Below are 21,898 nucleotides of genomic sequence, written 5' to 3'. Positions count from 1 at the left end.
GTGGACGGGTTCGCGAGCAAGCTCGCTCCTACAATGGGGCTCTGCGTCAGAGCCCTTGCTTGAGGCTGGCCTCGAGGTACTCGTTCAGGTCGCCGTCGAGCACCTTGTCGCAATCGCTGCGTTCCACGCCGGTACGCAGGTCCTTGATGCGCGACTGGTCGAGCACGTAGGAACGGATCTGGTGGCCCCAGCCGATATCGGACTTGGTGTCTTCCAGCGCCTGCGAGGCGGCGGTGCGTTTCTGCATCTCCTGCTCGTACAACCGGGCCCGCAGCATCTTCATGGCGGTGTCCTTGTTGGCGTGCTGGGAGCGTTCGTTCTGGCACGCCACCACGGTGTTGGTCGGCACGTGGGTGATACGCACCGCGGAGTCGGTGGTGTTCACGTGCTGACCGCCCGCGCCGGAGGAGCGGTAGGTGTCGATGCGCAGGTCGGCCGGGTTGATCTCGATCTCGATGTTGTCATCGATTTCCGGCGAGACGAACACCGCGGTGAACGAGGTGTGGCGACGGTTGCCGGAGTCGAACGGGCTCTTGCGCACCAGGCGGTGCACGCCGATCTCGGTGCGCAGCCAGCCGAAGGCATATTCGCCCTTGATGTGCACGGTAGCGCCCTTGATGCCGGCGACTTCGCCCTCGGACAGCTCGACGATCTCGGCATCGAAGCCGTTCTTGTCCGCCCAGCGCAGGTACATGCGCAGCAGCATGTTCGCCCAGTCCTGGGCTTCGGTGCCGCCGGAGCCGGCCTGGATATCCAGGTAGGCGTTGTTGGGGTCCATCTCGCCGCTGAACATGCGGCGGAACTCGAGCTTCTCGAGAATTTCGCGCAGGCGCTGGACTTCGGCTTCGACGTCGCCGACGGCGCCCTCGTCATTCTCCTCGACCGCCATGTCGAGCAGGTCGCGGGAGTCGGCCAGACCGCCGGTGAGCTCGTCGAGGGTCTCGACGATCTGCGCCAGCATGGCGCGCTCGCGGCCCAGGTTCTGGGCGTATTCGGGCTTGTTCCAGACCGCCGGGTCTTCCAGTTCGCGGTTTACTTCGATCAGACGATCATGTTTCAGATCGTAGTCAAAGATACCCCCGAATCGAATGGGTACGGTCGGAGAGGTCCTTGATGCTGTTGAGGATCGGTTGGATTTCCATGGCGGGCATCTCTCACGGGTAAGGGCGTAGAAAAGCCGGCAAGTATACGTGAATTTTCGTCGCCTTTTCAGGCTTTACGACAAAGCACGCCCACCGTTTCCGCGCCCTCCCCGCCCGTTCAGCCGGCGATGGCCACCTGGTTGCGCCCGCCGTGCTTGGCGTTGTAGAGCGCCTGGTCGGCCAGTTCGATGAGCTGGCGGCAGGCCTGCCCGGCCTGGGGGATCAGGGTTGCCACGCCGATACTGATGGTCAGCGACGACCCCGGAGTCGGCAGTTCGTGGCGGATGTTCAGGTCCTGCACCAGGCGCCGCAGCTTCTCCGCCAGCAGGCGTGCGCCGCCGGGCGAGGTGTTGGGCAGGACCATGACGAACTCCTCGCCGCCGTAGCGCGCCGGCAGGTCCGAGGGGCGGCTGGCGCTGGCGCGGATCGCGCCGGCCACCTGGCGCAGCGCCTCGTCGCCCTGTACGTGGCCGAAGGTGTCGTTGTAGGCCTTGAAGTGGTCCACGTCGATCAACAGGATCGACAGCTGGGTCTGCTCACGCAGGCCGCGGCGCCACTCCATTTCCAGGTATTCGTCGAAGTGCCGGCGGTTGGACAGCCCGGTGAGACCGTCGGAGTTCATCAGCCGCTGCAGCACCAGGTTGGTTTCCAGCAGCTGCTGCTGGCTCTCGCGCAGGGCGCGGTAGGCCTCGTCGCGCTGCTGCAGGGCGAGGTAGGAGCGCGAGTGGTAGCGCACCCGGGCGATCAACTCGATGGCGTCGGGCAGCTTGACCAGGTAGTCGTTGGCGCCGGCGCCGAAGGCCGCACTTTTCACCGCCGGGTCTTCCTTGGTCGACAGGACGATGATCGGCAGATCGCGGGTGGCCGGGTTGGCGCGGTACTCGCGCACCAGCGTGAGGCCGTCGGCGCCGGGCATCACCAGGTCCTGGAGGATCACCGTGGGCTTGATCTGGATCGCCAGGGCGATGGCCTGGTGCGGATCGGAGCAGAAGTGAAAGTCTATGCTGGGGTCGTCCGCCAGCGCTCGGCGCACGGCCTCGCCGATCATCGGCTGGTCGTCGACCAGCAGCACCATCACAGCGGAATCGCCTGGGGTGTTCACGGGGTAGTCACTCGTCAAAGGGTTCATCTGATGGGGCTCCGTAGCCTGCACTCAGGCGCAGACTTCAGCGAGTCTTCGGGCAATGTCGCCCAGCGCGCGAATTTCCACCGCGGCGCCGATCGCCGCCGCAGCCTTGGGCATACCGTACACGGCGCTGCTGGCCTGATCCTGGGCCAGCGTCAAAAAGCCGCGTTCGCGCATGCGTTTCAATCCCTCGGCGCCGTCCCGGCCCATGCCGGTAAGCAGCACGCCGACGGCATCGCCAGACCAGTTCTCCACCACGCTGTCGAAAAACACATCGATCGATGGCCGATAGATGTGGCCGCTGGGCTCGGCGGTGTAAGCCAGCTCACCGCCCTTGACCAGGCGGATATGGTGGTTGGTGCCGGCCAGCAGCACGCAGCCGGGCTGCGGGGGCTCGCCGTTGCGCGCCAGGCGCACAGGAATCCTGGACTGGGTGGAAAGCCACTCGGCCATGCCGGCGGCGAACACCTCGTCGACATGCTGGACCACCACGATGGCTGCCGGGAAATCCGCCGGCAGCCGCGCGAACAGGTCCGCCAGTGCGGCCGGGCCGCCAGCCGAGGAGCCGATGGCGACCAGTTTGCGCACGCCACTGCCCTTGCGCGTGGGCACCACGCCACCCGCCGGGCGGCTGTCGCGCGGCGCGGTCAGCCAGGCCAGGTTCTGCAACTTGCGCAGCAGCGGGCGTGCGGCCTCGGCGGGGTCGCCAACGCCCATGGTCGGGGTATTCACCGCGTCCACCGCACCGTTGCCCATGGCGTCGAACACACGGCTCATGTTCTGTTCCAGGTCGACAGTGACGACGATGATCGCGCAGGGGCTCTGGGCCATGATCCGGCGGGTGGCCTCGACGCCATCCATCACCGGCATCAGCAGGTCCATGAGGATCACATCGGGCTTGTGCGCGACGCACATCTCCAGCGCTTCGGCGCCATTGGCGGCGACCCAGACGACGCGGTGCGCCGGCTCGAACGCGAGCGCGCGGCGCATCGCCTCCACCGCCAGGGGCATGTCGTTGACTATCCCTATCTTCATCCCTGCGCACTCCCGATCAGGTCGACCACCGCATCCAGCAGGGCCTCGTCGTGGAAGCTGGCCTTGGCCAGATAATAGTCGGCGCCAGCATCCAGGCCGCGCCGACGGTCTTCTTCGCGATCTTTGTAGGACACCACCATTACCGGCAGCGATTGCAGGCGGGTGTCGCGGCGGATCAGGGTCACCAGCTCGATACCGTCCATGCGCGGCATGTCGATATCGGTGATGACCAGGTCGAAATGTTCAGATCGCAGCGCGTTCCAGCCGTCCATGCCATCCACCGCCACAGCGACGTCATAGCCACGCCCCAGCAGCAGCTTGCGCTCCAGCTCACGCACGGTGAGCGAGTCGTCCACCACCAGTACGCGCTTGCGCGCCGGGCCGGTGAGGCGGCCGGTGGGGTCGATGCGTTCCAGCCGGCCGGTAGCGAGGAGTTTCTCCACCGAGCGCAGCATGTCCTCGACGTCGAGGATCAGCACTGGCGTACCGTCATCCAGCAGCGCGCCGGCGGAGACGTCCTGCATCTTGCCCAGCCGGGCATCCAGCGGCACCACCACCAAGGTTCGCTCGCCGATGAATTTCTCCACGGCCACGCCGTAGGCGCTTTCACGGTCGCGAATCACCACCACCGGGATTTCGTCTGCCGTGGCTTCGCCGTCGGGGCGCTGCAACAACTGGCTGGCGGATACCAGGCCGACGTGGCGGCCCTCGTGCCAGAACTGCTGGCGACCTTCGAGCTGGACGATCTCGTCCGGTGCCAGGCGGCGCATGCGTTCGATATGTGCCAGCGGGAAGGCGTACGCCTCGCCGCCGATGGTGACGACCAGGCTGCGCACGACGGACAGCGTCAGTGGCACTTCCAGATGGAAGCGCGCGCCCTGCCCGCGCACCTGCTCCATGCGGATGCCGCCGCGCAGCTGGCGCACCATGTGCTGCACGGCATCCAGGCCGACGCCGCGACCGGACACTTCGGTGACCTGCTCGCGCATGCTGAAGCCGGGCAGGAACAGGAAGCTCAGCAGCTCTTCCTCGGTGAGGCGCGCCACGGTTTCCTCGGTGGACAGCTGGCGGCGGACGATGGCCGTGCGCAGACGGTCGAGATCGACGCCGCCGCCGTCATCCTGCAGCTCCAGCACCAGCATGCCGGCATGGTGGCGGGCCAGCAGTTGGATAGTCCCCTCCTCCGGCTTGCCGTTGCGCGCGCGCACGTCGGCGGATTCGATACCGTGGTCGACGGCGTTGCGCAGCAAGTGAGTGAGCGGCGCTTCGAGCTTCTCCAGCACGTCGCGATCGACCTGGGTGGTCGCGCCCTGTACGTCCAGGCGCACGGTCTTGCCCAGCGACCGGCCAAGGTCACGGACCATCCGCGCCTGTCCGGACAGCACATCGGAGAAGGGCCGCATACGGCAGGACAGCGCGGTGTCGTAGAGCGACTGGGCGCGCTGGCCAGCCTTGAAGCTGAAGTCATCCAGCTCGGCGATCTGCTCGCTGAGCAGTTGCTGGCACTCGCCGACCAGACGGCGGGCGTCGGCCAGATAGGCCTGCGCCTCGGCGTCGAGGTTGGCCGTGCTGGCGGCGTCGCGGGCGCCATCCAGCACCCGGCTGGCGCTGGCCTGGACGCGCTTGAGGCGCTGTAGCGAGTCGAGCAGCGGCTTCAGCCGTTGGGACTCCACCAGCGACTTGCTGGAGTAGTCGAGCAGCTGGTTCAGGCGCTCGGCAGTGACCCGCAGCACGCGCTCGCCGACTTCATCGCTGTCGCTGGAGCGACGACGCGGTGCGCGCTCGGCGGTGGCGGCTGGAGCGGGCGTGGGCGCGGGTGGTTCGACAACCGGCGCAGGGTGCTCGACAGGTTCTGGAACGGGCGCCGACACGGGGGCGGCAGGCGGCGCCGGAGCCTTTCCGGAAACCAGCGCCTGCAGGCGTTCGACCATGGCCGGCACGCCCTGCTGTGCCTGTTCGGCGCGCTCGGGCTGGGCGTCGGCGATGTGCAGGAGGATATCGGTGCCGGCCAGCAGCGCGTCGATATGCCCGGAGCTCAACAGCAGACGCCCCTCCTGGGCGCCGACCAGGCAATCCTCCATGACATGAGCGACCTGCACGCCGGCATCCAGCCCGACGATCCGCGCCGCGCCCTTGAGCGAGTGAGCCGCGCGCATGCAGGCTTCGAGGTGGTCCGCCTGGGTCGGGTTGCGCTCCAGCGCCATCAGGCCCTGCACCAATACCTGGGTCTGAGCCTCCGCCTCCAGGCGGAACAGCTCCAGCATCGACGCGTCCTTCATCTGATCCGGGGTCATGCAAGGCTCCGGGTGGCGGCGTCGAGCAGGGCTTCCTGGTCGAGCAGGCGGATGCTGCGATTGCGCCACTGCATCACGCCGCGGGTGAAGCGGTCGTTGACGGCGTGGCTCTGCGACGAGGCTTCGACGATGGCGTGCTCGTTCAATTCATGGATGCCCTCCACCTCGTCCACCGGCGAGATGATCGGCCCTCCCACTGCCGCCAGGATCAGCATGCGCGGCACGATACGGGCGTCGTCGCGGGCGGCCGCGCGGCTGTCGAGGCCGAGCAGTTCGCCCAGGGAAATGCACGCCACCAGGGTGCCGCGCACGTTGGCAACGCCCAGCAGCGCTGGCGAGCGCTGGTGCGGCAGCGAATGCACCTGGCAGGAAGGCGCCACTTCGGCCAGGGCGCGGGTAGGCAAGCCCAGCCACTCCTCGCCGAGACGGAAGATCAGGTGCGGGCGGCCTTCTTCGATAGTCGCCTCGGCGGCTTCGACAGGCGCCAGCGCCGAGCCTTCACTGCCCAGCGCATAGCGGTCCAGCAGGCTGATGGCGGCAGCGGCATGCACTGGGCAATTGCGGCAATGGATGTGCTCGGCCAGCTTCGGGCAACTGCGGTCGCCGCGTACGCCGATGCGATTCCAGCAGTCATCCACCGTCGGCAAATCACCGTCCAGGGAGCCATAGCTGCGTTCAACCATTGCGCTTCACTCCTCGCGCCGCGCGCTCTTGCAAACGACGGGCGCCAGTTGCATCGCCCTGAGCCGCGAGCAGCGCGGCCAGGTGCTGCAGGCTTTCCTGGTGGTCGGGTTGCAGATACAGGGCCTTGCGGTAGAACGCCTGGGCCTCGCTGCCCTGGCCCTGGGCATCGGCCAGCAGGCCGAGCCAGTAGAAGGCTTCGGCGTCCGGGCCTTTCTCGGCCAGCAGCGCCTCGCAGCGCCGGCGCGCTTCGGCAGCCTGTCCGGAGTTGGCCAGCCGAGCGATTTCCGCCAGCGCATCTTCGGCAGGGACAGCCACCGGCAATGCGGGCTTGCTCACCTGGCGCGGGCGGACCGGCGCCGGCTTGGCAGGAGCCGCACGGGGTATCGGCGCTGGCGCGGTCCAGTTCAACGGTGCCGCGCGAGGAGCCGGCTCAGCCCCTTGCAACGGGAAGGCAAAGGACTGCGGCACACCCAGCGGGCGCAGACCGACGCGCGACATCAGACTGGCTTCGGCCGGGCCGATGAACAGCACGCCGTCCGGCCGTGCCAAGCGGCAAAGCACGTCTACCACCTGCTCCTGGGTCGGGCGATCGAAATAGATCAGCAGGTTGCGGCAGAACACGTAGTCATAAGGCGCTTCGCCGGCCAGCAGTCCCGGCGCCAGCAGGTTGCCGACGCGGAAGCGGACCTTGCGACGCACCGCTTCGGCAAGCTGGTAATCGTTGCCATCGACAGTGAAATGGCGGTCGCGGAATTCGAGGCTGGAACCCCGGAAAGAATTGCGCCCGTAGCGCCCCTCTTCCGCCCGCTCCAGCACTGCGCGGCTGACGTCCAGCGCATCGACCTGGAAGGCGGACGGCGCGAGGCCCGCATCCAGCAGCGCCATGACGATGGAGTACGGCTCCTCGCCCGTGGAGCACGGCAGGCTGAGCACGCGCAGCGGCCGGGTGCCTCCCAGTTCCAGCACGCGCCGGGAGGCGAGGTCCGCCAGCGCGCCGAAGGATTCGGGGTAACGGAAGAACCAGGTCTCCGGGACAATCACCGCTTCGATCAGCGCCTGCACTTCCTCGGCGGAGCCTTGCAGTTGCATCCAGTAATGCTCGGTATTGCCACCGCTGACCTTGTTGATGCGCTGGCGCACAGCGCGCTCGATCACGGCGTCGCCGACTGACTCGGCGTCCAGGCCGATGCGTTCCTTGAGCAGTTGGGCGAAGCGCGGGTCGGTCATGCCGGCGCTCCCCCTGAGTCACGCAGAAGGCGCGCGCGGGCTTCGTCGCTGAGCAGCTGGTCGACGCTCACGCGCTGCAACAGGCCCTGCTCGTCCTCCAGCACGGGGCCGAGGTAGCGGGCGCTGCCGTTGTCCAGTTCGTAGTCACGGAAGGCCGCCGGATCACGGCGCAAGGTATGGGTGGCCTGCTCGAGAATCAGACCGAGGCGCTGCTCCGGGCCTTCGCCTTCGGCGCGGTAACGCACCAGCACCAGGCGCGTGCTGGTGCGACGCGGTGCGCTGTGGCCGAAGGCGAGCTGGTTCAGGTCCAGTACCGGCAGCAGTTCGCCGCGATGCGGAAACAACCCGGCGACCCAGCCCGGCGCCTCCGGCATCTGCTTGAGCGCCGGCACCGGCAGCACTTCGATGACGTCGTGGACGTCCAGCGCATAGCGGTCCGCGCCCAGGCGGAACTGCAGGTAAAGCCTGCCCGCCGCGGCGGCGTCAGACCTTGAAGCGGGAGACGCCATTGCGCAGTCCGTTGGCCACAAGGTTCAGCTCGTCGATGGCGAAGCTGGCCTGGCGCAGGGATTCCACGGTCTGCCCGGTGGCCTCGCCGAGCTGCACCAGCGCCTGGTTGATCTGCTCGGCGCCGGTGGCCTGTGCCTGCATGCCTTCGTTGACCATCTGCACGCGCGGCGCCAGGGCCTGCACCTGCTGGATGATCTGCGAAAGCTGCTCGCCGACCTGGCCGACTTCGGAAATGCCGCGACGCACCTCCTCGGAGAACTTGTCCATGCCCATCACGCCGGCGGACACGGCGGACTGGATCTCGCGCACCATCTGCTCGATATCGTAGGTGGCTACAGCGGTCTGGTCGGCCAGGCGGCGTACTTCGGTGGCGACCACGGCGAAGCCACGGCCGTACTCGCCAGCCTTCTCTGCCTCGATGGCGGCGTTGAGCGAGAGCAGGTTGGTCTGGTCGGCCACTTTCACGATGGTGGTGACCACCTGGTTGATGTTGCCGGCGCGCTCGTTGAGGATCGCCAGCTTGGCGTTGACCAGTTCGGCGGCGCCCATCACGTGGTGCATGGTCTCTTCCATGCGCGCCAGGCCCAACTGGCCGGAGCCGGCCAGAGTGGAAGTCTGTTCGGCGGCCGAGGACACCTCGGTCATGGTGCGCACCAGGTCGCGGGAGGTGGCGGCGATTTCCCGCGAGGTGGCGCCAATCTCGGTGGTGGTGGCGGCGGTTTCGGTGGCGGTGGCCTGTTGCTGCTTGGAGGTGGCGGCAATCTCGGTCACCGAGGTGGTCACCTGGATGGCCGAGCGTTGTGCCTGCGACACCAGGCTCTTGAGCTCCTCGGCCATGCCGTTGAAGCCGGTTTCGATCACCGCGAACTCATCGTTGCGCTCCATCGCCAGGCGCGTGGTGAAGTCGCCGCTACCCATGACCTGCAAGCCTTTCACCACCTGGCGCACCGGCTCGGTGATGGCGCGCATCAGCAGCAGTCCGCACACCGCCGCAGCAACGATAGCCAGCAGTAGCGAGAGCAGCATGATCGCCTTGGCGGTGGAAACCTCGGAGACGATGTTGTCCGCGGCGGCATCGGCGATCTCCTTGTTCAGCGAGATCAGCTGGTTGAGCGTCTTGCGGCCGTCTTCCCACATCGGTTCCAGGCGCTCCAGCAGCAGCTTGCGCGCCGCCTCGCGGTCGGTGCTGTACAGCTGCAGCACCTGGGCCAGGAGGTTGTCGTACTCGGACACCTGCTGCTTGAAGTGGGCGAGCATCTCCTTGTCACGCGGGTCGTTGACGGTGCGTTCATACAGGGTGATGCGTTCCACCAGCGTGTCGTGGTTGGCGCGGAACTCCTGGCGGCGCGCATCGTCCAGCGCCTTGCCGTCGCTCAGGCCGACCAGCACCTGGGTCAGGAGGATACTGTCGGTCCACGCCGAGCGCACAGTGGTCAGGGCGTAAGTACCGGGCATAGCGTCTTCGCTGACCCGTTTGGTACTGGCCTCGACGCGTAGCAGGCGGGTATAGGAAATCACCACCATCAGCAGCATGATCGCGATGACGACGGCAAAGCTGGCCAGGATGCGTTGGCGTAGAGTCCAGTTCTTCACAGCGTTCCCCAGAAGATGTGTGGCGTGCCGACGGATGATGCATTCGGGCAAGTAAACGCGCGAATGTAAATTCCTACTAAATCCTCAGCAAGATAGGACATATAGTATCCGGAGACGCTGGAACCTTATCTCTTTATTCCGAATTTTTAGTACGCCGGTTCTGTCACTCTGACGCTTCATTTTCCTCGGCCAATTCAAGACTAATGCTCAGCCTTGCCCTGGCCGCTCACCTTGGCCTTTTCCTCTCCGCCTTTGGCGCCGCCACCCTGCTGCCGCTGCAATCGGAAGCCGTGCTGGTCGGCCTGCTGCTGGGCGGGCAATACCCGGTGTGGTCGCTGCTGCTGGCCGCCAGCCTGGGCAACGTGCTCGGCTCACTGGGGAACTGGCTGCTGGGGCGCGGGCTGGAGCGCTGGCACGGCCGCCGCTGGTTTCCGGTGAGCGACACTGCCCTGGAAAAGGCCCAGCGCCAGTACCGGCGCTTCGGCAGTTGGTCGCTGCTGCTGAGCTGGGCGCCCGTGATCGGCGACCCGTTGACGCTGATCGCCGGCGTCATGCGCGAGCCGCTGTGGCGGTTCCTGCTGCTGGTCACGCTGGCCAAGGTCGGGCGCTACGCGGTGCTGGCCTGGCTCACGCTCGTCTGAATGATCCCCTCTCCAAAGCGGACAGGTTTTTCGTCTGCTAGTCCTGTTTTGCCACTGCTGCGAAAAAATGGCGCCCAGTAATATCACTGCGCCATCACCGCACATGGCAGGGCTTCCGGGCCCCATACAATGGATGAAGAAAAGGGAAATTCACGATGTTCAGAAGCATGAGTATTGGCCGCCGCGCGTCCCTGGGTTTTGCAGCCATGGGCCTGCTCCTGGTGTTTCTCGGGCTGTTCTCGCTGTACAAGCTGTCGACCCTGCGCACCGCGTCCGAAGAAATCGACAGCAACTGGCTGCTGAGCATCAACTACATGAACCAGCTGTCAGGCGACATTGCCCGCATCCGCCTGGAATCGATGCGCCTGCTGGTCAACCACGACGGCGCTGCGCAGCAACGCAGCCTGGGTCTCATCGCCGAAGCGCGGCAGGACAAGGACAAGGTGCTGGCCGACTACCGCCGGTTGATCCTCAGCGCCGAGGAACAGCAACGCACTGACGAACTGCGTCAGGCGCTGGACGGCTACCTCGGCTTCGTCGACCAACTGGTGGAAAAGGTCCGGCAGAACGACTACGAAGGTGCGCTGCACATCCTCAACGGCAGCATCGCCCAGCAGGGTGTGGAGCTGAACAAGCGCCTCACCGCGCTGATCGACCTCAACCGCAATGGCGCTTCCGCCGCAGCCAACCGCGCCGTGGAGCAGTACCAGAGCGGTCGACTGGTGGTCAGCGCAGTCCTGTTGCTGAGCGTAGGCCTGACCCTGCTGCTGGCCTGGCAGCTCACCCGCAGCATCGTCGTGCCGCTCAACCAGGCGGTGCGCGTGGCGCAGATCATCGCCAGCGGCGACCTCAGCCAGCGCTTCACCGTTGAAGGCCGCGACGAGCCGGCGCAACTGCTCAACGCTCTGGCGGACATGCAGAACAGCCTGCGCGAGACCATTCGCGGCATCGGCAATTCGGCCAGCCAACTCGCCTCGGCCGCCGAGGAAATGCACAGCGTCATGGAAGACAGCAGCCGCGCACTGCAGCAACAGAGCGACCAGATCGAAATGGCCGCAACGGCCGTCAACCAGATGACCAGCGCCGTGGAAGAAGTGGCCAGCAACGCCGCCTCCACTTCCGCCGCCTCCCGCGAGGCCATCGACGCCGCGCGCAACGGCAGCGAGCAGGTGGACGAAACCTCCAACGCCATCGGTACCCTGGCCGGCGAAGTGGGCCAGGCCTCGCAGCAGGCCGAAGCCCTGGCCAACCAGGCACAGGACATCGGCAAGGTGCTGGAGGTGATCCGCAGCGTCGCCGAGCAGACCAACCTGCTGGCGCTCAACGCTGCCATCGAAGCCGCCCGCGCCGGCGAGGCCGGGCGCGGCTTCGCGGTGGTCGCCGACGAGGTGCGTTCGCTGGCCCAGCGCACCCAGAGCTCCACCCGCGAGATCGAGGAATTGGTCTCGGCCATCCAGAACGGCAGCGACCGCACCGTCACCGCCCTGCTCAGCAGCACCGCCCACGCCGAGCGCACCGTCAGCCGCACCGGCGAGGCCGGCGCTTCGCTGCAGGTGATCCTGGAGCGCATGTCATTGATCAACGAGCGCAACCTGGTGATCGCCAGCGCCACGGAGGAACAGGCCCAGGTCGCCCGCGAGGTGGACCGCAACCTGCTGACCATTCGCGACCTGGCCAACCAGACCTCGGCGGGCGCCGCCCAGACCAACGCAGCGAGCCAGGAGCTGGCACGCCTGGCCGTGGGCCTGAACGGCATGGTGGCGCGCTTCGTGGTCTGATGGCCGGTATTCCTACTCCCGTTTCGCCAACTGAGTAGCGAAACGGGACGTTGAGTTAGGGAATTTTTCCGGCATTTTCCTATCCAATGGCCATCATGGAACGCCACAGGGTGGATAGATGAAACTGTTGAAATTGTCGGCCGTGCTGGCCGCCGCCGCGTTGCTCAGCGCCTGCGGGGGCAACGAGGCCAAGGTCTGCGGTTCGGACGATGTGAAGAACCAGTTGGTGAAGGTCTTCCTGTCCGGCGCGCTTTCCGCCCAGTCCGACGCGTTGAGCAAAGCCGAACTGAAAGACGTGGCGATCATCGACAAGGACCCGGACAGCGGCGTGCTCGAGTGCGTCGGCACCCTGTCGGTGCCGGTGGTCGGCCAGGTCGCCTCGGGCACCCTGAAGTACCAGATCGCCCCGGCAGCCAAGTCCGAACATGACTACCTGCTGCTGCTCGCCGATGGCCCGCTGGCGAACGCCTTCGCCAAGCGCATCGAGGGGATGATTCCTCAGCAGTGAGGATTATCCGCAGGCAATAAAGAACCGGCCCATGTGGCCGGTTTTTTATTCGCCACCGTACGTGTAGGAGCGAGCTTGCTCGCGAACAGCCCTACTCCCGAGCAGTCATTCGCGAGCAAGCTCGCTCCTGCACCGAACGGCCCCATCTCCCTGTGGGAGAGGGCTGCGGTGAGGGCCGACCCGAACGCTGATCTTCCACACAGGAGCGGACCCCGTCCGCGATGGCTCGAATACGTAGTCACTCGCATGTCCCTCGCGCCCCCATCCGCCTAGGATGGCGGCTTCCCGAAACAGGACGCCGACATGCCCCACATCGCCATCGACTACACCGCCAATCTCACCGACGACCTGCTGCCACTGGAACTACCGCGCAAGGTGCACGAGGCGGCACAAGGCCTGAGAGTATTTCCTCTGAACGGCCTGCGCACCTTCGCCCGCGCCATCGAGGAATACCAGGTGGGTGCCAACACGGCGAATGAAGCCTTCATCAACATCCATATCCGCATCGCCCCCGGGCGCCCGGAGGAGCTGCGCCAGCGCATCGTCGACACCTTGTTCGCCACCGCCGAACAGACCCTGGCTGCCCTCATCGAAAAACGCCCGGTGGGCTTGCAGCTGGAAATCACCGAGCTCGACCGCAGCCTGACGCGTATGGCCGGCAGCCTGCCCACCGCCTGAACCGGCACAGGAAAGAAAAAGGGCCTCCGAAGAGGCCCTTTATTCATTCGCTCAACCGCCCATCAGGCACGGCTGGCAACGCTGCCCTGCTCTTTGGGAGCCAGATTCTTGGGGGCAAGGTTCAGCGCGTAGTACAGCACCGTCAGCAGCACCAGGAAGGCCGGGCCGATGTACAGCGCGATGCGGGTGTCCTCGAAGAAGGCCATCAGCACCACCACCAGCACCAGGAAGGCCATGGCGAGGTAGGAGCTGAGCGGGTACAGCCACATCTTGAACTGCAGCTTTCCGGCTTCGGCGGCAGAGAGGCCGCGGCGGAATTTCAGCTGAGCCAGCAGGATCATCGCCCAGGTCCAGATCGCTCCGAAGGTGGCGATGGAGGTTACCCAGGTGAACACCTTCTCGGGCACGAGATAGTTCAGCAGAACGCCCAGCAGCAGCGCGAAGATCGACAGCAGCAGCGCATTGCGCGGCACGCCGCCCCTGGAGGTCTTGGCGAACACCGCCGGAGCCTGGCCGTGCTGGGCGAGGCTGTAAAGCATGCGGCCGGTGCTGAAGATACCGCCGTTGCAGGACGACAGCGCGGCGGTGATCACCACGAAGTTGATGATGCCGGCGGCGGTCTTGATGCCCATGCGCTCGAACGTCATGACGAAGGGGCTGCCCTGGGTGCCGATCTCGCTCCACGGGTAGATCGACATGATCACGAACAGCGCGCCCACGTAGAACAGCAGGATGCGCCAGAACACCGAGTTGATCGCGCCGGGGATGGTCTTCTGCGGGTTCTTCGCTTCACCGGCGGTGAGGCCGATCATCTCCACGCCCAGGTAGGCGAACATCACCATCTGCAGCGACATCAGCACGCCGGTGATGCCGTGGGGCATGAAGCCGCCGTTGCTCCAGAGATTGGAGATACCGGTGGCGATGCCGCCGTTGCCGAATCCGAAGAAGATCATGCCGGCGCCGACCAGGATCATGGCGACGATGGTGACGATCTTGATCAGGGCAAACCAGAACTCGAACTCGCCGAAGGCTCGCACGGCGATGAGGTTGATGGTGCCCATGCTCGCCAGTGCGGCCAGCGCCCAGATCCAGCGCGGTACATCGGGGAACCAGATGCCCATGTAGATGGCCACCGCGGTGATTTCCGCGACGCAGGTCACCAGCCAGAGGAACCAGTAGTTCCAGCCGGTCAGGTAGCCGGCCAGCGGGCCGAGGTAGTCCTGCGCGTAGCGGGCGAAGGAGCCGGCCACGGGATTGTGCACGGCCATCTCGCCGAGGGCGCGCATGATCACGAGGATGGCGAGACCGCCGATGATGTAGGACAGCATGATGGCCGGGCCGGCCATCTGGATGGCCTTGGCGGAGCCGAGGAACAGACCGACGCCGATGCAGGCGCCCAGGGCCATGAGACGGATGTGCCGCTCGTTGAGATCCCTTTGGAGATCGTGGGACGACATGGTGATGCAACCTCATTTTGTTCTTGGGAGTAATCAGCTGTGGACTCTGAGTGCGGTCGGGATGCAGGACCACCGGAAAAGCTTCGCCACCGCGCCGATCGGCACGGAGGGAGAAGTGTCTGGCAGTTCCAGGACGGCACACCGGAAGAGGCTGTCCACTCTTGTGAAGCGGACGTGGGCATTGCGGGAGGACCACGGCTGAGGTCGCGGGCGAGTGTTACACAAGTGTGTGGGAAACGTCTGCACCACCAAGGTGCAATGTGACCAAAGGAATAGCGGCGTATCGCCACATCCGCGCACCTGCACAAGCCCGGTGTAGAGCGCCTCAGCCCGCCACCGGGTGCAGCTCCAGCAACAGCGAGCAGGGCTGGCCGGTGTCCGGATGGCGCGGTTCGCGCAGCTGCCGAAGACGCCAGCCGCTGGCAGCCAGCAGCGCCAGCCAGGACTCCAGGGTGCGGAAGAACCAGGGCATCGGCGAGCTGAACTCCCCACCAAAACCGGCAAAGGTTTCCAGGCGCCAGCCGTCCGTATAGGGCTCGTCGCCGCAGGCGCTCCAGGGGTGCACGGTCTGGATCAGCAGCCGTCCGCCGGGATCGAGCCGATCACGTAGCGCGCCGAGCAAGGGCGCGATGTAGTCGTCGAGCAGGGCGAAGTTGCAGACCAGAACGTCGAACTGGCCAAGGCGGTTTCCCGACTCGATCAGCGCGGCGTAATCCATGACCTCGAAGCGCCCGCCACCCAAGGCTTTCGCCGAGTCGATCAAGGGTGAAGAGGCGTCCACACCGACGCACTCGCTGCCCCGTTCCGCCAACGCGCGACACAACCAGCCTTCGCCGCAGCCGATATCGAGCACCCGCCGCGCCGGGCCATCGGCGATGGCGCTGAGGATTGCCGCGTCCGTGACCAGCCGCCGGCTCTCGATACGCTGCTCGCGCACGGCGCGGGTCCAGGCATCGGCGTTGGCCTGCCAGCTGTGGCGAATTCGGGCGTCGTGGTCGGTCATGCTGGGCTCCGTGCGTGAGGTGAAGAGCTCGCGGATGAATCCGCTCCTGAAAGCTCAAGAGCCTCTCACCCTAACCCTGGGAGAGGGCTGGGGTGAGGGGGAAGCGGTGGCACACACCATCCCATTACAAGGAATTGCCACCCGATTCCAGATCACTGCCCCTTCAATACCTTGGGCACCGCCAATCCCTTGGGCGGCGGCGTCTGCGGCAACGCTTCGCGGCAGCCGGCATCGCGGAACGGCCCGCCGATCTTCTGCCAGCCACTGCCCGGTGAAGTCTGCTGGCAGGTATAGGCGCCATCGAGCGTGCTCTGCCAGCGGTAGAACGGCATCGGCGCCGCCTGGGCGCTCAAGGACGCCAGTAACAGGGCGGACAGCGGCAGGGCGAGTGGCAGGCTACAAGGTAGAAAAGGCGAACGCATGAGCAAGGGTTCCTGTCGAAGTCAGTACATTGCACCTGCTGGCCGTCGGCAAATCAATCCGCACGGTCATCAACGGTGCCGGGCGGCGCGCAGTTTTTTCGCCGCCGACTACGCTGGAAGTTAGGAAAGCCGCGGGGGACAGCGGCTTTCGCGGCGCCAGGAAGGCGCCGGCCATCACGTGGGCGGAGTCCGCTACCTGGGCTGTCGTACAAGCATGGGCGGGGCGTGAAGATGGGCAACTCGAAGCATTCCGGTACGCAAGTGACAGCTCAACCGGGAAGTCTGGGGCCCGGCCTTTCCCCACAGAAAGTGCATCACCACCGCTTCCTCATCCTCTTCCTTTTTCTCCTGCCATTGCTGGCCGCCATGGGCGCGGCGCTGCTCTATGAAGCGCGCACCTCCAAGCTGCAGGCGCGTGAATTGGCACGCTATGCCACCGGGCTGACCTGGAGCCTGGAACAGGGCGGCACCGGCAATGTGGTGTACCCCCAGGGCGGCCCCTTCGATCGACGCCTGGGCTACCAGCAATTGCCAAGCTTCCTGGGACGCCTGCACGAACGCAACTTCGTCACCCTGAGTCAGGCGCGCTTCTCCGATCCGCTGATGCAGTACACCAGCCATGGCATGTTTCCGCCCTACCCGGAGAAGGCCCAGGCCGGCGTCGACATCGCCGACTGCCGCGGCCTGCCGATCTACAACTTCCGCTACCCGCAGCGGCTCTACGCCAACTTCGAAAGCATCTCGCCGGCCATCGTCAACAGCCTGCTGTTCATAGAGAACCGCGACCTGCTCGACCCCAACCGCCCCTACCTGAACCCGGCCATCGACTGGAGCCGCTTCACCCAGGCCTCGGTGGCGCAGGTGGGCAAGCTGGTCGGCCTGGGCAACCACGCGCCCGGCGGCAGCACCCTCGCCACGCAGATCGAGAAGTACCGCCATTCCGAAGATGGCCGCACCAACTCCATCACCGATAAGCTGCGGCAGATGGCGTCGGCCAGCGTACGTACCTACCAGAACGGCGCGCAGAACATGGCTGCGCGGCGCAACGTCGCCCTCACCTACCTCAACTCGGTGCCGCTCTCGGCGCAGCCGGGCTACGGCGAGGTCAGCGGCCTGCCGGACGGCCTGTGGATCTGGTACGGCGCCGACTACCAGCAGGTCAACAAACTGCTCAATACCCCGCCCGGTTCCGGTGCAGAACTGGCCGCCCAAGGCAAGGCGCTGCGCCAGGTGGTCTCGCTGATGATCGCCCACCGCCGGCCGTCCTGGTACCTGGCGCGTGGCCGTGACCAACTGGCGGTACTGACCGACAGCTACCTGCGCCTGCTGGCGCAGAACAATGTGGTCGCCCCCGAACTGCGCGACGCCGCGCTCAAGCAGAAACTGGTATTCCGCGACCCGCGCAGCGAACCCAGCTTCACTCCGCTGGAGAACAACAAAGGCATCGGCCTGGCGCGCACGCGCCTGGCCGGTATGCTCGACGTGCCGCTGTACGACCTCGACCGCTTCGACATGAGCTTCACCACCACCCTTCAGCATGAGTTGCAGGAGCAGGTCACCGGTTACCTGCGGCAGTTGTCCGACCCCGCATTCGCCGAGCAGATCGGGCTGTTCGGCGAGCACCTGTTGTCCAAGGACAAGACCAGGGACGTGCGCTACAGCTTCACCCTGTTCGAGCGCACCCCCAGCGGCAACCGCGTGCGCGTGCAGACCGACAGCACCGAGCAGCCCTTCGACATCAACGAGGGCAGCAAGCTGGAGCTGGGTTCCACCGCCAAGCTGCGCGTGCTCTCCACCTACCTGGAAACCATCGCCGACCTGCACCAGCAGTACGCGCCGCTGTCCGTCGCCGAACTGAAGAAGGTGCCGGTGGAGCCGCTGGACTTCCTCAGCCGCTGGTCCATCGACTACCTGATCACCGCCAAGGATCGCAACCTGCCGGACATGCTCGCTGCCGCCCTGCAGCGCAAGTATTCCGCCAGCCCCTACGAAAGCTTCTTCACCGGCGGCGGCATCCACACCTTCAGCAACTTCCGCAAGGAAGACAACGGCCGCATCCCGACCCTGCAGGACGCCCTGCGTGAGTCGATCAACCTGCCCTTCGTGCGGCTGCTGCGCGACCTGGTGCGTCATGACATCTACGCCAACGAGGGCAGCAAGGTCGCCGTGCTGGCCGACGACAAGGACCCGCGCCGGCAGGACTATCTCGACCGCTTCGTCGACAAGGAAAGCCAGGTCTACCTGCTGCGCTTCTGGCAGAAGTACAAGGGCAAGGACAACGACGAACGCCTGACCACCTTCCTCGACGGCCTGCGCGCCTGGCCGGTGCGCCTGGCGGCGATCCACCGCTACCTGCAACCGCAGGCTGATGTCCCGACCTTCGCCGCCTTCCTGCAGGACCGCCTGAAACAAGGCCACTACGCCGGCGACAAGCTCACCGACAAGCGCATCGAGGACCTCTACACCCGCTACGGGCCGGGCGCCTTCAACCTCAATGACCAGGGTTACGTCGCCCGCGTGCACCCGCTGGAACTGTGGCTGCTGGGCTACCTGCAACGGCAACCGGCAGCCACATTCGCCGACGCCGTCGCTGCCAGCAGCGCCGAGCGCAAGGAAGTCTATGGCTGGTTGTTCAAGTCGCGGCACAAGTACGCCCGCGACAAGCGCATTCGCATCATGCTGGAGGTAGAAGCCTTCCTAGACCTGCATGAGCAGTGGAAGCGCCTGGGCTACCCGTTCGACCACCTGGTGCCGTCGCTGGCCACCGCGCTGGGCAGTTCCGGCGACCGCCCGGCCGCCCTGGCGGAACTGATGGGCATCATCCTCAACGACGGCGTACGCATGCCGACCCTGCGCATCGACAGCCTGCACTTCGCTGCTGCCACGCCGTATGAAGTCAGCCTTGGCCCGGAATCGGGCAATGGCCGCCAGGTGATGCGTTCGGAAGTTGCCCAGGCGTTGCGCACCGCGCTATCGCAGGTGGTGGACGCGGGCACCGCGCGGCGTTTGTCCGGCACCTTCAAGCTGGCCGACGGCAACGCGCTGGTGATGGGCGGCAAGACCGGCACCGGCGACAACCGGATCGAGAGCGTCACCCGCAGCGGCTGGGTGAAGAGTTCGAAGGCGATGAACCGCACGGCGACCTTCGTCTTCTACATCGGCCCGCGCCACTTCGGCACGCTCACCGCCTATGTGGCCGGCAGCGAGTCGGATGGCTTCAAGTTCACCTCGGCGTTGCCGGTGCAGGTACTCAAGGGCATGGCGCCGCTGTTGACCAGCTACCTGGAGCCGGGGATCAGCACCGGGTGCCAGGAACGGCTGGATAATCTGCGAGTAAGTTGGCGCTGAAAAGCTGAACCTGTAGGAGCGAGCTTGCTCGCGAACCTCGCCGGGCACCAATGGCATCAGGCGGTTCGCGAGCAAGCTCGCTCCTACGAAGAGCAGAACAGTCCCGCTATTTGCCCTGCACGCTCTTCACGTACAACGCCTCGACCTGCTCCCGCGCCCAGGGCGTACGGCGCAGAAAGGTCAGGCTGGACTTGATGCTCGGGTCGTTCTTGAAGCAGCGTACGTCGATGCGCTTGGCCAACCCGTCCCAGCCGTACTGCGCCACCAGCTGGGTGAGGATGGCTTCCAGGGTCACGCCGTGCAGCGGGTTCTTCGGTTTGTCGTTCATGTCGGTGTCGTCGTGCGGAGAATGCGCGGCACCTTAGCATCAGGCCCGCAGCCCGGCCACGCCGGCGATGATCAGGGCGACCGACGCCAGCTTGGTCAAGGTCAGCGCCTCGCCCAGCAGCAGGAATCCGAAAAACACCGTGCCCAGGGTGCCGATAGCGGTCCAGATCGGGTAGGCGATGCTCACCGGCAACTGGCGCATCGACAGGGTCAGGAAGAAGATCCCGCCGATGACAGCGAGCACCGTCACCACGGTCGGCAGCGGCCGGGTAAAACCCTCGGCGTACTTCATCGACACCGCGAACATCACCTCGAACACCGCCGCCACCATCAGCATTGCCCAGGCCATCACGCACGCGCCCACTCGCTCTCGGCGAGATCGGCCAGGGCTTTTTCAGCCTGTTGATAAGACACGCGGAAGGCTTCGGGATTGCCCTCCTCGCCCTCGGCGGCGATCACCTGGACGTCCTCGATGCCGAGGAAACCCAGCGCCACGCGCAGCCAGGCGTCGGCATGGTTCATCCACTCCAGCTCACCGCCCGGCCCCATTCCGGCGCCACCGCGGCTGGTGATGATCAGCGCCTTGCGGCCCTTGAGCAACGGCTCGTACTCCGCCTCGCCGTCCTTGAGGTGCAGGTCGAAGGTGCGGCCGATACGGACGATCTGATCGACCCAGGCCTTCAGGCCGCTGGGCACGCTGAAGTTGTACATGGGGGTGGAGATCACCAGCAGGTCGTGGGCGAGCAACTCATCCACCAGCGTTTCGCTCAGCGCCAACTCGGCCTGCAACTCGGCCGGGCGATGCTCACGCTGCGGGTGGAAGGCGGCGGCAATGAAACCTTCGCTGACATGCGGCAGGTCGGCGCGACCTACCTCGCGGCGGGTGATCTCCGACTTCGGCAGTGCAGCGAGGAAGCCCTCGGCCAGGCGGCGGGAGTGAGAGCGATCGGCCCGGGGGCTGGCGTGAATGGCGAGAATCCTGTTCATCTGTCTTTCCTTGCTTAAGGTGTACACTGCGGAGGTCATGAATGGCCTCCAGTTGCCGCCTAAGCTATTTCCAGCCTGCCAACCGGACAACTGAGGGGTTTTACTTCCGGATGAGTACAACTCATCCATGGAGCACTACATGTTCGCCAACCTGCCGCTTCCCGCTCTGCGCACCTTCGAATCCGCCGCGCGCCAGCTGAGCTTCAAGGCTGCCGCCCAGGAACTGGCCGTGACGCCCACCGCGGTCTCGCACCAGGTGCGCGCGCTGGAGGACTGGCTGGGCCTGCCGCTGTTCGAGCGCCTGCCGCGCCAGGTGCGCCTGACAGAAGCTGGCGAGCGCCTGTTCCGCAGCCTGCACGGTGCGCTGCTGGAGGTGTCGCAATCGGTGGACAGCCTGCGCCCGCAACGCAGCGCCAGCAGCCTGACGATTTCCACCACGCCGGCCTTCGCCGCGCTGTGGCTGGTGCCGCGCCTGGGTCGTTTCTACGCGCGCCACCCGCACATCCGCCTGCGCCTGGACAGCCAGTGCGAGCTGCTCGACCTGCAGCAGGACGCCAGCGTAGACCTCGCCATCCGTTACGGCTTCGGCGACTACCCGCGCATGCACAGCCAGTTCCTGCTGGCGGAACGCTTCGCCGTCTATGGCGCACCGGCGCTGGTGGCCACTGCCGACGTAGAGGTGCCGGAGATGATCAGCGTGCGCTGGCACAACTCCGAGCTCTATGAGCGTGGCTGGAAGGCGTGGTGCCGGGTGGCCGGCGAGGAATGCCTGCTGACCCAGGCGATACAGCGCGAGTACGACGAGGAGTTCTACGCCCTGCAGGCGGCCATCGCCGGGCAAGGACTCGTACTGGCCAGCTCGCTGCTGGTCTCCGAGAGCGTGGAGAAAGGCCTGTTGGCGCCCTACCGGCCGGAGATCAACGTCCCCGGCGCGAGCTACACCGCGCTCTGCGTACCGGGTCGCGAGCGCCATCCGCCGGTGCGCGCGTTCCTCGACTGGCTGGCCGAGGAAGCAGCGCAAGCGGCGGACCCACTGATCGACAGCGCCGCCTGAGCCTGTCGCTGCACCCGCGCACGCGCTCCTTTGCCGTGCGCGAGCAGGGATGCGTGAGTAGAATCAGCCACCGCCGCAACAACA

At 66.0% G+C, this 21,898-nt stretch carries 20 protein-coding genes; 6 read left to right on the top strand and 14 right to left on the bottom strand.

Going from position 1 to position 21,898, the window contains the following annotated elements; all coding sequences use genetic code 11:
- Positions 1-46: 46 nt before the first annotated feature.
- The 8 genes from prfB to ACNFH5_RS16020 all read right to left on the bottom strand — a co-directional run bounded on the left by prfB (position 47) and on the right by ACNFH5_RS16020 (position 9,611).
- Positions 47-1,142, bottom strand: a protein-coding gene (prfB, locus tag ACNFH5_RS16055) for a peptide chain release factor 2 (protein WP_100227314.1) whose coding sequence is annotated in 2 segments (ribosomal slippage) — positions 47-1,069 and positions 1,071-1,142 — 1,095 coding nt in all. Because the reading frame shifts where the segments join, the coding sequence is not laid out codon by codon here.
- 118 nt (positions 1,143-1,260) lie between these two features.
- Positions 1,261-2,271 carry a diguanylate cyclase domain-containing protein gene (locus ACNFH5_RS16050; protein ID WP_416747549.1) on the bottom strand — a complete coding sequence of 337 codons (1,011 nt, stop codon included), beginning with the start codon at positions 2,269-2,271 and terminating at the stop codon, positions 1,261-1,263.
- A gap of 24 nt (positions 2,272-2,295) precedes the next feature.
- Positions 2,296-3,303, bottom strand: a complete 1,008-nt coding sequence (locus ACNFH5_RS16045; RefSeq protein WP_416747547.1) for a chemotaxis response regulator protein-glutamate methylesterase — start codon at positions 3,301-3,303, stop codon at positions 2,296-2,298.
- On the bottom strand, positions 3,300-5,597 hold the full coding sequence (locus ACNFH5_RS16040) for a hybrid sensor histidine kinase/response regulator (protein WP_416747545.1): 2,298 nt from the start codon (positions 5,595-5,597) through the stop codon (positions 3,300-3,302). Before ACNFH5_RS16040 ends, ACNFH5_RS16045 begins: the two co-directional genes overlap by 4 nt.
- Entirely contained in the window at positions 5,594-6,280 is a 687-nt protein-coding gene (locus ACNFH5_RS16035) for a chemotaxis protein CheW (RefSeq protein ID WP_416747543.1), read from the bottom strand. Before ACNFH5_RS16035 ends, ACNFH5_RS16040 begins: the two co-directional genes overlap by 4 nt.
- Positions 6,273-7,508, bottom strand: coding sequence for a CheR family methyltransferase (locus ACNFH5_RS16030; RefSeq protein WP_416747541.1), 1,236 nt, complete (start codon positions 7,506-7,508; stop codon positions 6,273-6,275). Before ACNFH5_RS16030 ends, ACNFH5_RS16035 begins: the two co-directional genes overlap by 8 nt.
- Entirely contained in the window at positions 7,505-8,017 is a 513-nt protein-coding gene (locus ACNFH5_RS16025; RefSeq protein WP_416747539.1) for a chemotaxis protein CheW, read from the bottom strand. Before ACNFH5_RS16025 ends, ACNFH5_RS16030 begins: the two co-directional genes overlap by 4 nt.
- Positions 7,992-9,611, bottom strand: coding sequence for a methyl-accepting chemotaxis protein (locus tag ACNFH5_RS16020; protein WP_416747537.1), 1,620 nt, complete (start codon positions 9,609-9,611; stop codon positions 7,992-7,994). The genes ACNFH5_RS16025 and ACNFH5_RS16020 overlap by 26 nt, the downstream gene beginning before the upstream one ends.
- Before the next feature lie 203 nt (positions 9,612-9,814).
- On the opposite strand from ACNFH5_RS16020, the gene ACNFH5_RS16015 reads away from it, so the two are divergent.
- The 4 genes from ACNFH5_RS16015 to ACNFH5_RS16000 all read left to right on the top strand — a co-directional run bounded on the left by ACNFH5_RS16015 (position 9,815) and on the right by ACNFH5_RS16000 (position 13,216).
- A complete protein-coding gene (locus ACNFH5_RS16015; RefSeq protein WP_416747535.1) occupies positions 9,815-10,252 on the top strand; it encodes a YqaA family protein in 438 nt (145 codons plus the stop codon).
- Between the two features lie 155 nt (positions 10,253-10,407).
- Complete coding sequence (locus ACNFH5_RS16010) at positions 10,408-12,030, top strand: methyl-accepting chemotaxis protein (protein WP_416747533.1); 1,623 nt, start codon at positions 10,408-10,410, stop codon at positions 12,028-12,030.
- Between the two features lie 118 nt (positions 12,031-12,148).
- On the top strand, positions 12,149-12,538 hold the full coding sequence (locus tag ACNFH5_RS16005; protein ID WP_416747531.1) for a hypothetical protein: 390 nt from the start codon (positions 12,149-12,151) through the stop codon (positions 12,536-12,538).
- A gap of 303 nt (positions 12,539-12,841) precedes the next feature.
- A complete protein-coding gene (locus ACNFH5_RS16000) occupies positions 12,842-13,216 on the top strand; it encodes a 5-carboxymethyl-2-hydroxymuconate Delta-isomerase (protein ID WP_416747529.1) in 375 nt (124 codons plus the stop codon).
- A gap of 62 nt (positions 13,217-13,278) precedes the next feature.
- Here the strand turns inward: ACNFH5_RS16000 and ACNFH5_RS15995 are convergent, their stop codons facing one another.
- The 3 genes from ACNFH5_RS15995 to ACNFH5_RS15985 all read right to left on the bottom strand — a co-directional run bounded on the left by ACNFH5_RS15995 (position 13,279) and on the right by ACNFH5_RS15985 (position 16,071).
- The gene (locus tag ACNFH5_RS15995) at positions 13,279-14,673 is read right to left on the bottom strand and encodes an amino acid permease (protein ID WP_416747527.1); all 1,395 of its coding nucleotides are present in this window, start codon (positions 14,671-14,673) and stop codon (positions 13,279-13,281) included.
- A 325-nt stretch (positions 14,674-14,998) separates the two neighbouring features.
- Entirely contained in the window at positions 14,999-15,676 is a 678-nt protein-coding gene (locus ACNFH5_RS15990; RefSeq protein ID WP_416747525.1) for a class I SAM-dependent methyltransferase, read from the bottom strand.
- Between the two features lie 152 nt (positions 15,677-15,828).
- Positions 15,829-16,071, bottom strand: coding sequence for a hypothetical protein (locus tag ACNFH5_RS15985; protein ID WP_416748076.1), 243 nt, complete (start codon positions 16,069-16,071; stop codon positions 15,829-15,831).
- Positions 16,072-16,329: 258 nt separating this feature from the next.
- On the opposite strand from ACNFH5_RS15985, the gene ACNFH5_RS15980 reads away from it, so the two are divergent.
- A complete protein-coding gene (locus tag ACNFH5_RS15980) occupies positions 16,330-19,446 on the top strand; it encodes a transglycosylase domain-containing protein (protein WP_416747523.1) in 3,117 nt (1,038 codons plus the stop codon).
- Between the two features lie 106 nt (positions 19,447-19,552).
- On the opposite strand, the gene ACNFH5_RS15975 is transcribed toward ACNFH5_RS15980, so the two are convergent.
- Genes ACNFH5_RS15975 through ACNFH5_RS15965 form a run of 3 tightly spaced genes read right to left on the bottom strand, consistent with a single transcriptional unit; the run spans position 19,553 to position 20,760 of the window.
- Positions 19,553-19,774: a VF530 family DNA-binding protein gene (locus tag ACNFH5_RS15975; protein ID WP_184587296.1), complete on the bottom strand. Its 222-nt coding sequence runs from the start codon at positions 19,772-19,774 to the stop codon at positions 19,553-19,555.
- Positions 19,775-19,813: 39 nt separating this feature from the next.
- Positions 19,814-20,122 (bottom strand): DMT family transporter, encoded by a 309-nt coding sequence (locus ACNFH5_RS15970; RefSeq protein WP_416747520.1) that lies wholly within the window; start codon positions 20,120-20,122, stop codon positions 19,814-19,816.
- Positions 20,122-20,760, bottom strand: coding sequence for an FMN-dependent NADH-azoreductase (locus ACNFH5_RS15965; RefSeq protein ID WP_416747518.1), 639 nt, complete (start codon positions 20,758-20,760; stop codon positions 20,122-20,124). Before ACNFH5_RS15965 ends, ACNFH5_RS15970 begins: the two co-directional genes overlap by 1 nt.
- Before the next feature lie 139 nt (positions 20,761-20,899).
- On the opposite strand from ACNFH5_RS15965, the gene ACNFH5_RS15960 reads away from it, so the two are divergent.
- Complete coding sequence (locus ACNFH5_RS15960; RefSeq protein WP_416747516.1) at positions 20,900-21,814, top strand: LysR substrate-binding domain-containing protein; 915 nt, start codon at positions 20,900-20,902, stop codon at positions 21,812-21,814.
- The last annotated feature ends 84 nt before the right edge of the window (positions 21,815-21,898 follow it).

The organism is Pseudomonas sp. NY15435 (assembly GCF_048068295.1).
Classification (GTDB): Bacteria; Pseudomonadota; Gammaproteobacteria; order Pseudomonadales; family Pseudomonadaceae; genus Pseudomonas.
This window is presented reverse-complemented; position numbering and strand designations above follow the sequence as displayed.